The organism is Stutzerimonas kunmingensis (genome assembly GCF_032106285.1).
Classification (GTDB): domain Bacteria; phylum Pseudomonadota; class Gammaproteobacteria; order Pseudomonadales; family Pseudomonadaceae; genus Stutzerimonas; species Stutzerimonas kunmingensis_B.
This window is the reverse complement of the sequence record NZ_DAMCPO010000054.1, coordinates 1-12,374: the sequence shown is the minus strand read 5'-3', so window position 1 is coordinate 12,374 and position 12,374 is coordinate 1. Positions and strand designations below refer to the sequence as shown.

At 56.5% G+C, this 12,374-nt stretch carries 9 protein-coding genes; 4 read left to right on the top strand and 5 right to left on the bottom strand.

Annotation, left to right across the window (positions count from 1 at the left end; genetic code table 11):
- From RT582_RS22030 to RT582_RS22010, 5 genes are all read right to left on the bottom strand, one after another.
- Nucleotides 1–1,116 (bottom strand): TIGR02677 family protein (locus RT582_RS22030; RefSeq protein WP_313480033.1); only part of this gene is annotated, 1,116 nt, incomplete at its 3' end.
- A gap of 604 nt (nt 1,117–1,720) precedes the next feature.
- Nucleotides 1,721–2,086, bottom strand: a complete 366-nt coding sequence (locus RT582_RS22025) for a histone-like nucleoid-structuring protein, MvaT/MvaU family (protein WP_313480031.1) — start codon at nt 2,084–2,086, stop codon at nt 1,721–1,723.
- Nucleotides 2,087–3,183: 1,097 nt separating this feature from the next.
- Nucleotides 3,184–4,443, bottom strand: coding sequence for a site-specific integrase (locus tag RT582_RS22020; RefSeq protein ID WP_313480029.1), 1,260 nt, complete (start codon nt 4,441–4,443; stop codon nt 3,184–3,186).
- Between the two features lie 164 nt (nt 4,444–4,607).
- Nucleotides 4,608–7,049: a site-specific integrase gene (locus tag RT582_RS22015; RefSeq protein ID WP_313480027.1), complete on the bottom strand. Its 2,442-nt coding sequence runs from the start codon at nt 7,047–7,049 to the stop codon at nt 4,608–4,610.
- A gap of 1,061 nt (nt 7,050–8,110) precedes the next feature.
- A complete protein-coding gene (locus RT582_RS22010) occupies nt 8,111–8,413 on the bottom strand; it encodes an ArsR/SmtB family transcription factor (protein ID WP_172767913.1) in 303 nt (100 codons plus the stop codon).
- Nucleotides 8,414–8,496: 83 nt separating this feature from the next.
- Between RT582_RS22010 and RT582_RS22005 the strand changes: the two genes are divergently transcribed.
- The 4 genes from RT582_RS22005 to RT582_RS21990 all read left to right on the top strand — a co-directional run bounded on the left by RT582_RS22005 (nt 8,497) and on the right by RT582_RS21990 (nt 12,124).
- The gene (locus RT582_RS22005) at nt 8,497–9,588 is read left to right on the top strand and encodes an NADH:flavin oxidoreductase/NADH oxidase (RefSeq protein ID WP_031653041.1); all 1,092 of its coding nucleotides are present in this window, start codon (nt 8,497–8,499) and stop codon (nt 9,586–9,588) included.
- 124 nt (nt 9,589–9,712) lie between these two features.
- Nucleotides 9,713–10,702 carry a zinc-dependent alcohol dehydrogenase family protein gene (locus tag RT582_RS22000; RefSeq protein ID WP_100548378.1) on the top strand — a complete coding sequence of 330 codons (990 nt, stop codon included), beginning with the start codon at nt 9,713–9,715 and terminating at the stop codon, nt 10,700–10,702.
- 98 nt (nt 10,703–10,800) lie between these two features.
- Nucleotides 10,801–11,094, top strand: coding sequence for a putative quinol monooxygenase (locus RT582_RS21995; protein WP_033999984.1), 294 nt, complete (start codon nt 10,801–10,803; stop codon nt 11,092–11,094).
- Between the two features lie 10 nt (nt 11,095–11,104).
- Complete coding sequence (locus RT582_RS21990; RefSeq protein WP_003288728.1) at nt 11,105–12,124, top strand: zinc-binding alcohol dehydrogenase family protein; 1,020 nt, start codon at nt 11,105–11,107, stop codon at nt 12,122–12,124.
- The last annotated feature ends 250 nt before the right edge of the window (nt 12,125–12,374 follow it).

Sequence of the window (12,374 nt, the reverse complement as noted above, 5' to 3'; positions counted from 1 at the left end):
GCCCCTTCGGGACGTAAAGTAAGTCCAGTACGTCGTGGAATGAACGCTTACGTCGCTGTCGCATGCAGCAAACCATTGTGCCAGCACTCGGAAATCTGCCGACCGGTCGCTGCGCCCGCTACGTCGCTCATTGATTGCCGCGATGGCGCTAAGCAGTTGCGGAATCGCCGAGCGCGCTCGGGCACGCAGTAGTTCTGCTTGAGGTGGTTCGTTGCCGGTGGCCAGAAACCAGCCGCGCAATCCTTTCCAGCGCTCGCGCCAGATATCCTGGCGCCGCTGCGTTTCCTCTTCCTGCTCGCCATTGCCGTCGGGTGCGGCATCACGCGCTTCACGTGCAGCGACTTGGCGTAAGACATAGTCGATGGCGGCGGACAATTCATTCAGCGTGCGGGCGATGGCATCGGAGCGACGGATCAGATCACCCATGAAGCGCTCGAGATAGTCGATCAGCCTTCGCTTGTAAGCGACCAATGCGGTGGCGTCGGCCTGCTGTAGCTCTAGACTACGTGCCACTCCAGCCATGAACGCCTGGGCGTTTTCAGTAAGCCCCTCAAACACCCGCACCAGATCGCGTAGAATCTCATGGGCCTTGGCGGTATCAAGATCGTTGAGGGATTGCGCCTCAGCCATCAAACGCTGCAAGGCTCGCAAGCGGCTGTCGATGTCCTCCAGCGCGACTGTCTGCAGCTCTGCACGATGACGTAGGCTCTGCGCGAATGCTATCAGGCCGGCCTCTACCGCTTCGCCGCCGCGCGAGAGCCGATAGAGAAAACGTGCTCGATAATAATCGTTGAGCGTGGATACGCGCGTCATGTCCGGCTGTGATTCAAGATTGCCCCAGGCAGCTAGCTGAGTCAGTGCGGCGGCAATCTCTTCCTGAGCAGGTGGCGTTCTGTTGCCCCAATTCGCCTCGGACAAGACCTCATCAGGCCGCAATTGCAGGCGGTACTGGCGCTTGGCGGCAGCAAACACCTCCATAATGGAACGATAGAGGGGCGCTTTTTCCGCAGTAGCGTGGCGGAACAAGTCCGCAGAAGTCTCAGGCCAAAATGAATCGCGAATCACCAATTGTTCCCCGCTGACCTTCCATGATCGATGAGGCCATTCTTCAGTCATCTTCGCTGTTTGCCAAGCAGGCATGTCAGCCTAGCGGTTCTGAAGCTGGCGACACGGCTTATCCATCGTGTCGGCGGGAATAGATGCCGGTGCAAGTAGTCCTGAAATTGCTTTACGGCGGACCGGATGCTCGCGGAGGAGATTTACAAGCTAGGTGAGGGAGGTCGCTTAAGGTTCTGCTCCGAGATCGTTTAGTGTTACCCATAATTGTCTGCATGCTATTCAAGGCATCAAGTGACAGAAACTGCAAACTGATTGATGCATTGATGACCATGTACAGATGCATGAACACAACCAATCTAGTGAAAGACCCTTAGCTATTCCGGATGAGCCAGCGCTGCTTTAGGATTTTGAGGCGCCTCGGGCTGACGTGACGGTTTGACTAGGCGACGTGCTGAAGCAGCTGCGGCATGGTCGCCTCAGGACACTGACGTAAATTGATGATGTGGCCTTCAAGCGCGGGCCAAGGCCATGGATCGCCCGCGTTTTTATACAGATTGAAGGTCTGCTATTTGCCGATTATCGCCAAGCGCGGGCTTGCAGTCACCGATCGCTGAAAGATAAGAAAGCCAGGCATTGCCTGGCTTTTTTTCGTCGGGATAGCTTACTGAAGCCAACCTTCCACCTTTTCGGCGCCGTGCTTTTCTTTCCAAGCTTTCAAAATCTTATGATTGCCACCCTTCGTCTCTACCACCTCTCCAGTTTCTGGGTTTTTGTAAACCTTAACTTGGCGCAGCCGACGAGGCGCTTGAGACGTCGGGGTGGCGCTGATGCTGGTGCGGCCGGGCTTCGGATCCAATATTGAAATAATTTCGCGCAGGCCTACGGCATATTGCCCCATCAAATTGCGGAGTTTTTCCTCGAACTCGATTTCGCGCTTGAGTTTGTCGTCATTCTTAAGAGCATCAAGCTGCTTGAGCTGGGCTGCGAGCTGGGCTTCTAGAGCTTTGAATTCGGCGAGTTTGGACATGGGTAACCTTCTGAGAACGAAACTGCTTTGTGTGTCTCAGTCTACCGTTTGGGCACGGAGGGAGAAAACTAAGGACCGACCGATTTCGCGAGTGATCCAGTCATCGAGAGGCTGGTACAGGGATAGCGCTGCGGAGTGTTTGTCAGCCAGAGAGGTGCGTACTTTCCTGACATATGAAGTGGTGGGTTTGCAGAATGGGAGGTGACCAAGCGGCGGCCGTTGCATAGAAGCGTCGCGCATCCCGTAGAGGAAGCGGACGTGAGCAGGCTTCTTCCGCTTTAGCAGAGGTAGCCATGCATAGCATCGAAATTAGAGCTAGCCATTTACCTGCGGCAAATGAAGAAAGCTGCCTTTTTTGACAACAATGGCAGCCGCTTCGCGAAGGCAGTTGATCATTTTGGTCTTATTGCTCGGTCTCGCTCCACATTCGTTTCGCTTACCTGCAAATGCCCAAAATGCTCAACTGCCCCATACTTGAAGGTTTCAAGTATGGGGCGCGGGGGCATACTTGAAGGAACGCTTCGCTGCTTCAAGTATGCCCCCGCAATTTTGTTGTCAAATCATAGCCGCCAGGCGTTGCCTGGCCGAAATGGCGATTGAGCACAGACGTGAGCTGCGCCATTCGTGTGCGCTGCCGCCCGGGCCTCAATCATAAATACTCGGCTCGATCGCCGCTGCACACTTGTCTTACGACCGCCATGACACATGCCTCGAGTGCTGCAGTCTCGCCGTGTCACTCGTAGGGCTTGCGGCAGTTAGCGAGTGTCGATGCGCCGGGTGACCGTGCCGTGTGTCTGTCACAGGGGAGTTATGAAGCGGTGTCCGGTCTGATGCCAAAGCGCCCACGCTTCAAGTTCGATTTGTGTGGCAGCAGCTGACTGCACGGAATTCTCGTCGCAGCCGATGCAAATTCTTCGATGGTGGAGTGTGCTCCGCGATTGGGCGTTGCGACCGTCGCCGCAAGTGATGCCCGGAGTTGCGTGAATATTCGGTTACTTTCCGGTGTTCAGAACGAAAAAAGGCCGCAGATTATCTGCGGCCTTTTATTCATCCTGTCTCATACCATCTCCAAGCGATGATCGTTCCCGCTCTGTGCGTTAGTGAAGTTGCAGCTTACTTTTCCTCCCGCGCTTTCCGCGTCCCGCCTGGTTATTGAGCAGCTTTTTAAAATGCTCCCAGCGAATCTCGTCGGTCTGGATGTTGTAAGTCAGGCCGCGTTCCATCTGCTCCAGTAATCTCAAACTCAGCGGCTTTTCCAAGTAGTGGTCTGCTGTGACCTCCGGAGCACCGCCCTCATGGCCCAGCAGATGGGCGATCGTGGATGGAGATATGCCTGACCGTTCCAGCCGCACGGCAAACGAGCGACGGAGACTTTTAAAATTGAGCCCGCCATTAACCGCCGGTGGACAATGCTGGCCAATATAGCCTGTACCCGTACATGGCCCGCAGAAAAAGCGACTCGGATCCCTGGAGTATAGGTGCTTCGGATCGAAGCTCAGCTCGCCGAAAAGCAATGCATCGTTGCCATCGGCCTGACGTCGTTCCTCTACGAAATTTATAAAACCCATCTCCACAAGCTTCGTGCAGATCGGAATCTGCCGTGCCGATGAGCCCGTTTTCAGCGACTTGTTGTAGCCGTTATCGTTGATGTCGATGAGTTCTACGCCATGGGCATCCCGGATCACATCATGCACACGAAGCTGGCAGAGTTCATTGAGCCGCGCGCCGGTGTAGAGCCCGAGAGGAAGCAACCAGAACCGATACGGCTTGGCGTCCTGGTAGACCTTGGGCAGCGTGCCTGCGAGGTACTTTTGGTAAGGCCAGCCGGCGAGCATCTGAATCAGATTGCTATCCAGAAATGGCTTGGTGACCTCGGCCTGTTTGGTACTGCAAGTAGCAACCTTGATCGCATCGGTAATCAGCTTGCTCTCCAGCGCCTCGTCCAGCATGCGATTGAACAGCTGGTAATAGGTCGTGAGGTTTGCGCCTTTACTACCCGAAGCCGAGTTCTGCTTCAGTAACAATGGCAGCTGATCTTTTAGACGTTGCACATCAACCCGATCAAGCTCAGCGACTCGGCGTGTAGGATTATCTCGGGTCAGGATGACCTTCAGCTTTTCCATCCGCGCCCGCAGCATATGCTCGGACTTTCCTGCATAAGTGTTTTCTCGCAGGAAGCGGGACAGCGTAGTGTCCATGAACTCAGTCAGTAAAGGTGAAGAGTGGAAGCGGTTTATCGCGTCCGTTACCGTGGAGATGTTCGCCAAGGCGATTCGCAAGTGCTCTTCATGGCCAGGCTCTACGATCAGACTCAGGCCCTTATAAAAAGGAATGGAGATGGGGGACGTTACATTCATATATACCTCACAGTGGGTGAGGCTTGAGATTATTACTGTATAAATGAACAGTCAAGATAATCTATTGGAGTCTTGCTTTCGATAGCTTTTATTGACACTTTGTCAATAATTAAGGGATGTGTAAGAAGGGCGGGAGCAGGCCTCCCGCCTCTTTATGGCTAGGTCTATGTGTACGTTTTCCAGTGGCGCTTATGAACTCGTACATTCGGAAATGGTGTGCCAACCGGCCGTCCGACTTTGAAGTCACCCTGTGCTTTTTGTAGCTCCTGATAGTGCCGGTAATGGATATGATCCAAGCCAAGCCCGAAATCGATTTTGTCGAGCTCGGCCTTGAGGACGTCTGACGGATAGCAGTCGCCATAGCCGCCAGTTGTACTTTTATCAGCGTGACCCACGAGTGCTTTTGCTTTCGCGAGGTCGAGGTTCTGTCTGCGGAATTGATTGATAAAGGTGTGCCGTAGGCCGTGATACGTCAGGCCCTCCTCTCCAAGGCCGCAGAGCCCCAAGTAGCCATGATTGCTCTGGCTTGAGCCCAGGTACCAACGACTCGCAACATGTCCGGGAGAAAGATCACCGTAGACACGGATGTTTTCGAAAAGGGGAGCTTTTACATCCTGCTCTGCAATGTCCAGGCGAGCTTGGTGATACTCGAGGAAGCCTGTCTCGATCAGCAGCTTGTGAATGGGCACTAGCCGTTCAGAGTCGGACGTTTTGAGTTGCTTCGACCCTGTCCGATTGATGCTGATGATCCAAACGCCGAGCTCCTGCCGAATGTCTTCCAGCCGCAGCTGGCAGAGTTCGCTAAGCCGTGCACCGGTATAGAGACCGAGCAGCGGAAGCCAAAACTTGAAGTCGTCCAGACGCCAGCGCGGCGGCTTGGTTAACGTGTAGGTCGGGCCGTGAAGCAGCTTCTCGATTTGGCTTGGGCTATATGTGCGCTTCCTAGGCGCCTCGGCACCTTTCGTGCTGAACGCCAATCCGGCCGCGATGTTTTCGGTGATGTGGCCTTGATCGTGTGCGTAGGTGACAAGCGCCCTCGCCAATTCGAAAAACTTCTTCGCAGTGCGAGGGTTGATTGGCTCGAATTTACCGTCGCTGATGATCTTACTTAGCGGCTGGTTACGCGTGGCACGGAGGCGATGCCGGTTCTTCGGATAGCTACGCAGATGATCGCGTAGCGTGTTGAATTCGGCGCGAGTCAGCGTCTCGACTTGCCGGTGCCCACCAAGCAGCTCGCACAGGCCTTCCAGCCGGGCCCGTGCGGTGATGCGAGTCCGCGGATTGGCCCATGCACCTTCGCGGACCTGCCTCTCTTCGTATTCCTTCACCAATGCGGCGAGGCTCAGCCCTGTCTTTGGGCTGCACGTCGGCGAGACAATGCGATCGTTCACGGAGGGTTGCGTAAAGAGGGTTTCAAGCCTGGCTTTCTGCGCGTCGGGCAGAACGCTCCCGAGCGCATTCAGCAACGCGAGCGTGCCTGGGTCCTGTGGCGGTGCCACAGCATCTGTCGGCGAGTTCAGCTCCGGAATCGTCTGCATAGGCTCGGTGGTTGCAGCAGAACCCAACATCCGCCGAACCAGGTCACCGATTTCCTGCATGGCTTGGGCGTAAGGATCTTGGTGATCGTCTTCCTGAAAGTAACGCAACAGCACCTTATCAACCTTCTGCAGCGTATACGTCAGCATGAGGACCGCAATGATGATGGAGCTAGTGAGCAGCTCAACCCGAAAGCTTTTCTTTTCTCTCAGATGCGCTTTCATGCACAGCGGATCAAGTTCGATAAGCATCACATAAAGCCCCGATTCCTCCTGCACCAAGAGCGCTCGATCAATGATGCGGAGCTTCAGATGCATCGCGTTGGCTTGCTGAAGATGAAAATGCAAAGCTTGCCGAGATTGCGGTAGTGCTGGGGGGATGTGCATGAGATTCCGACCCTGGTCTGGGCGGGCATGGCACAGGTATTCATAAAGCGTCATCGCTGCAAATGCAGGAGATTCTTTCGAATAGCGCCCTGGAGAGGGTGGGACGGTCTCGAGTACATCAAGGGCGGCGTAAATGTACCGGGCAGCGTCGCTCGCCACGTTCTGGTTGCTGGTTCCGAGCGGCCAGTCAAAGCGTACGAACCCGACCCCAAGCGCTTTTACCAGTGCGGGCGTTGGTGTGAGTGCGAAGAAAATTTCGCCCCCTGGCTCGTGGCTATAGAGCACTACACGCTCCGCACTCTCTTTCATCATGCGAGCGTGGGCGACGGAAAGGTCTTGGTTCGCGAGCTTCATTGGCGACGGGCGAACTTTCCAAACTCGGTCGGCGAATTTGAGTGCTTCCGCTACCGCTAAGTGAAACCTTTGAAGGTCAGCCAACAGTCGGTCAGAAAAGAGCTCGACATAGTGCTCGGTCGCCTTGGCAAGGAACTGCTCGAAAGCCGTGTTCAGATAACTCGCAAGGTCGCGGGCAAGCGCTTCGTCGTGGCTGAGCGACCACCGGATTTGCGCAGGCAGTTTCGGGTTGGCCGCGAAATGCTTCGGGAATGTGAGGTAGTACTGGAAGCCAGTGTTGGCTTGATAGACCAGGTGGGGGACACCTGTTTTGCTTTGGCGCTTGGACATGATGGCATACCTTTTGGATTCACAGACGGACTGTGAGTAATCCAATGCCATCAAATCTGGCCTGAAACCCGCGTTCTAGACGGGTTTCAGTGTTGAATTGGTGGAGCCGGGGGGATTTAAATTACATGTATAACCTATTGTTTTAAATAGATTTATTTGCAGATCCATTATTAAGTGCCCCCATAAGTGCCCCCGTGCACGTATTTCCGATGAGCGGCTATTTGAGGAGTTGAACTGGCGTCCTGAATTATCGTGCTGCGACCGGGCGAGTCCAGTCAGCCACCGGCGAGTGTTCAATGGAGTCGGTCGTGTACAGCATAGCCTCGGTTATCTGGCTACGAGGGTTTAAGTCCAGCTCAGACCGGACGCTGGGTAGATGTAAGGTCACGTAGTTGGGTATTTTCAGCGGTAGCGCACCATAGGCTCATCTAGGACGATTTGAGCTGAGGTGCGGTATGAGACACTCGATGGCTACCTGCCACAACTGTGGCAAAGCTATGGTTCCGAGAGCGACATATAGCCCTGGTTTCTGGGGATATTCGCCTTCGTCGAATCACTGTCCCTTTTGCCTTAGTGAGAACTGGCACGGCGGGAATCCAGGATTAGGAGCTCAACTGTTCGCTTTGGTTGGCCTGACTTTGGGCGTTCTGACCTGTGTGTTGGTGGGGGCATTTTTCTTCAAAGTGCAGTGGTGGCTCGGCATTGAAGGGCAATGGCCTCTATTGACCCTTGTAACCTGCGCGGTGTCGGTTTTTGCGGGATATCGTTTTTACAACTGGTTTGTGGATTGCTGACAAGGTGGTAATTCAGGGACGACAGGCAGGAACCGGCCAGCTAGCGGCCTGTCGTAAGCGGCGTAATCTGTAGACGAGCCACCGATACTGCGCACAAGCGAAACGCTCCAGCTGCTCGATTGAGGCCATCTGGGTAAGGCGTTTACGTCGGGACTAGTCATGCTTCCGCAGTCAGCGGCGAGGTAGTCCCTGAGCTCACTGGAGCCCAGGGTTTCGAAGCAGGCCGTCTTCAGCGTCTTCCTCGATGAATTGACTCTCAAGCCAGCCTTAGCCGCGCTGAGATAAGATCGTCTCGAGCAAACCAGGAAATCGATTGTTCAAATCATCCCTGCGCAACGAGTTCATATGGGTCGTGCCGATGGTTTGGGTTTGGACCAACCCGGCATCTCGCAGCACCCTGAAGTGATGGGACATGGTGGACTTTGGTCGGCCACCGTCCAATTCGCCACAGCTGGCTTCGCCCAGTTCGGCAAGGCGTCGGACGATCTCCAGGCGCACAGGATCGCTCAAGGCGTATAGCAGACGCTCGAGGACGATTTCAGTGACGGGAGGGTGTTTGTAGGGGCGCATGAACGAAGCATACACGGGTTTGCTCTATCTCCATAGTTCGAATACTATCGAATTAACGTAATAGACAACCCTCGGAGAAACCAATGTCTGCGCTGTTCCAACCCTTCACGCTTAAAGACGTCACGCTTCGCAACCGTATTGCGATTCCCCCTATGTGCATGTACTCGTCAAACGATGGCCTGATCAACGAGTGGCACAGAGTTCACTACGCCTCCCTTGCGCGTGGCGGGGCGGGGTTGGTGATTGTCGAAGCAACCGCTGTAGCGCCAGAAGGGCGGATCACTCCTGGCTGTGCGGGTATTTGGAACGATGAGCTGGCCCAGGCCTTCGTACCGGTGGTGCAGTCGATCAAGGCAGCCGGCTCGGTCCCCGGCCTGCAGATCGCCCACGCCGGTCGCAAGGCAAGCGCAAACCGTCCATGGGAAGGCGATGACCACATCGCTGAAGATGACGCCCGTGGCTGGCAGACCATCGCTCCATCGGCCATAGCTTTTGGCGGTCACCTGGCCAAGCAGCCGCAAGCCATGACGCTGGAAGACATTGCCCGTGTGCGTGAGGATTTCGTCGCAGCCGCTCGCCGTGCGCGTGACGCTGGCTTCGAGTGGCTGGAGCTGCATTTCGCCCATGGTTATCTGGCCCAGTCGTTCCTGTCCGAACACTCCAACCATCGCGATGACGCCTACGGCGGCAGTTTCGACAACCGTAGCCGCTTCCTGCTTGAAACGCTGGCGGCTGTTCGTGAGGTTTGGCCGGAGCACCTGCCGCTAACCGCTCGTCTAGGGGTTATCGAATACGACGGCCGGGACGAACAGACGCTGACCGAGGCTATCGAACTGACACGTCGCTTCAAAAATGGTGGCCTGGATCTGCTGAGCGTCAGCATTGGTTTCACCATCGCTGAAACCAACATTCCCTGGGCGCCTGGCTTCATGGGCGAAGTTGCCCAGCGCGTGAAGCGTGAGGCGGGGATACCAGTGGCTTCGGCATGGGGCTTCGGCACGCCAAGCGTTGCCGAAGAAGCGGTCAAGAGCGGTCAGCTGGACTTGGCGATGATTGGGCGAGCACATCTGGCCAATCCAAATTGGTCCTATCTTGCCGCCCAAGAGCTGGGCGTAGAGCGTGCGTCCTGGACCTTGCCGGCTCCCTATGCTCACTGGCTTGAACGCTACAAGTGACCCGCCGGTGCGAGACGGCTGACCTGGCCTGATCGCCCGCTGCCCCAGCGCTATGAGCGCTGGTGGCTACCTGGCTGAGCCGCTCATGGCTCGGTCCTTCCGATAGATAGCTGAGGATTACGCTATGTCTCGCGTCATACGCTTTCATCGCACCGGTGAACCGGAGGTTCTCCAGATCGACGAGATCGACGTGCCAGCTCCCGGCGCGAACGAGGTTCAAATCAACGTCAGGGCGCTCGGCATCAACCGGGCTGAAGTGATGTACCGCACAGGCCAGTACGTCATCGAACCGACGTTTCCCGCCATGCTGGGCTATGAAGCGGCTGGGAACGTGGCTGCAGTGGGGCCCGGTGTGGTCGGCTTCGCTGTTGGCGATGTGGTCAGCGTAGTGCCCGCGTTCTCCTTTGACGAATACGGCTTGTACGGTGAGTTGGTCAACGCACCGGCTCACGCGGTGGTCAAACACCCGGAAGTGCTCTCTTTCACGGAGGCAGCAGCGACCTGGATGAAGTTTGTCACCGCCTATGGCGCATTGATCGAGCTCGGTGGGCTGCAGGCCGGGGAGGCTGTGCTGATCCGTGCGGCGTCCAGCAGCGTGGGGCTTGCCGCTATCCAGATTGCGAACATGGTGGGCGCCGTTCCTGTGGCGCTGACCCGCACCAGCGACAAGCGCGAAGCCTTGCTTCAAGCGGGGGCGGCGGCAGTCATCGCGACCCAGGAGCAGGACATGGTGGCTGAGGTCATGACGGTGACTCATGGCAAAGGCGCTCGCATGGCCTTCGATCCCGTTGGCGGACCCGAAGTGGCCTTGGTGCTCAAGGCGCTAGCGAACCACGGCATCTTCTTCCAGTACGGCGCTTTGGACACTCGGGATATCCCTGTGTCGGTCATGGACCTGCTCGGCAAGCATCTGACGCTGCGCGGTTATCAGCTGTTCGAGATCACCCAGAATCGAGAAAAACTCGAACGGGCCAAGCACTTCATCAATGAAGGGCTCGCCTCTGGACAGCTGCGTCCGGTGATCGACCGTACATTCAGCTTCGACGAGATGGCCGAGGCTCACCGGTACATGGAATCGAATGCCCAGGTGGGCAAGATTGTCGTAACGCTGTAAACCACGTTCAGGTCTTCGCGGCATGGCCGGTAGGGTCACCTTCGGTAAGCCCATGCCAGTTCGATGCGTCTTTCACACATGCACAGACAGGAGGTTCGATGACCACCCCACTCACACTGGTTGCCACATTGGTCGCCAAGGCCGGCTCCGAAGATGAGCTCCAGCAGACGCTGCAGGATCTGCAAGGCCCAAGTCGCGCCGAAGCGGACTGCATCCAATACGACTTTCATAAAGATGCAGAACAGCCTCGCACCTTCCATATGGTTGAGCAGTGGCGAGACGAAGCGGCGCTGACTGCGCACGAGGCCACCCCGCATTTCCAGGCAGCGCTGCCGGTTATCGAGCGCGCCGCCGAAAAATTCTCCGTCATGAAAATGTACCGCGTCTCCTGAGGAGCTCCGAATGAAAGCGATTGCACACTTCAAATGCCTGCCTGTTGAGAACCCTGACGCCCTCGTGGAGATCGATCTACCCGAGCCAGTGCCGGGGCCGCGCGACCTGCTGGTAGAAGTCAAGGCCGTATCGGTCAACCCGGTCGATACCAAAGTCCGCCAGGGCTACGTGCCGCATACAGACGAAACACAGCCGCGCATCCTCGGTTGGGACGCTGCCGGCGTGGTCAAGTCGGTCGGTTCCGACGTAACGCTGTTCAAGCCCGGTGACAAGGTGTGGTACGCCGGGTCGCTGATCCGCCCGGGCAGCAACAGTGAGTTGCAGCTGGTAGACGAGCGCATTGTCGGATCGATGCCACAGTCGCTGGAGTTCGCCCAGGCCGCGGCGCTTCCCCTGACGTCTCTGACCGCTTGGGAATTGCTATTTGATCGCCTCGGCGTAGCGCGCGACACCACCGACCGTGGCGAAACGCTGCTGATCATTGGCGCTGCAGGCGGGGTGGGTTCAATCATGACTCAGCTGGCGCGTCAGTTGACCGGCCTGACCGTCATTGGTACGGCTTCGCGCCCTGAAACCCAGGCCTGGGTCACCGAACTCGGCGCCCATTACGTGATCGATCACACCAAACCACTGAGCGAAGAGCTCAAGCGCATCGGCCTTCCGCAGGTCAGCTACGTCGCAAGCCTGACGCAGACCGATCGGCATTACGAGCAGATCATCGAGTCACTGAAGCCACAGGGCAGGTTGGGCCTGATCGATGACCCGGCCACGCTGGACGTCGTACCGCTCAAACGCAAGAGCCTGTCGCTGCACTGGGAGCTGATGTACACGCGCTCGCTGTACGAGACCGAGGACATGCAGGAGCAGCACAACATCCTCAATGAAGTGGCCCGCCAGATCGATGCGGGTGTGTTGCGCACCACCGTTGGCGAAAACTACGGGCGTATCAGCGCCGAAAACCTACGTCGCGCCCATGCCTTGCTGGAGAGCGGCAAGGCAAAGGGCAAGATCGTTCTGGAGGGCTTCTGACGGTATCTGGCTACCGGCTCATGCGGTAGGTAGCCAATGCTGGATTCAAGAGTAGCGCCCATGAGCGATTCAGTGAGCGCCTTGAAATGCCTCCTATTGAGATCGTCTCGCAAGACCATCACCCAGCCGTCAACGACTTCATCCGAAACGTCCAACTAATAGGAACCCCATATGAACAACGCTACCGGCTATGCCTGGACTTGCCCCTACAAAACCGGACACCAACTCCCCGTTAAATTGATGCTGCTGC

Bases quoted from the DNA above. Each gene is read 5' to 3' on its own strand.
- RT582_RS21990 (WP_003288728.1), top strand. From the start codon at position 11,105: ATGAAAGCGATTGCACACTTCAAATGCCTGCCTGTTGAGAACCCTGAC.
- RT582_RS21995 (WP_033999984.1), top strand. From the start codon at position 10,801: ATGACCACCCCACTCACACTGGTTGCCACATTGGTCGCCAAGGCCGGC.
- RT582_RS22000 (WP_100548378.1), top strand. From the start codon at position 9,713: ATGTCTCGCGTCATACGCTTTCATCGCACCGGTGAACCGGAGGTTCTC.
- RT582_RS22015 (WP_313480027.1), bottom strand. From the start codon at position 7,049: ATGTCCAAGCGCCAAAGCAAAACAGGTGTCCCCCACCTGGTCTATCAA.
- RT582_RS22020 (WP_313480029.1), bottom strand. From the start codon at position 4,443: ATGAATGTAACGTCCCCCATCTCCATTCCTTTTTATAAGGGCCTGAGT.
- RT582_RS22025 (WP_313480031.1), bottom strand. From the start codon at position 2,086: ATGTCCAAACTCGCCGAATTCAAAGCTCTAGAAGCCCAGCTCGCAGCC.
- RT582_RS22010 (WP_172767913.1), bottom strand. From the start codon at position 8,413: ATGCGCCCCTACAAACACCCTCCCGTCACTGAAATCGTCCTCGAGCGT.
- RT582_RS22005 (WP_031653041.1), top strand. From the start codon at position 8,497: ATGTCTGCGCTGTTCCAACCCTTCACGCTTAAAGACGTCACGCTTCGC.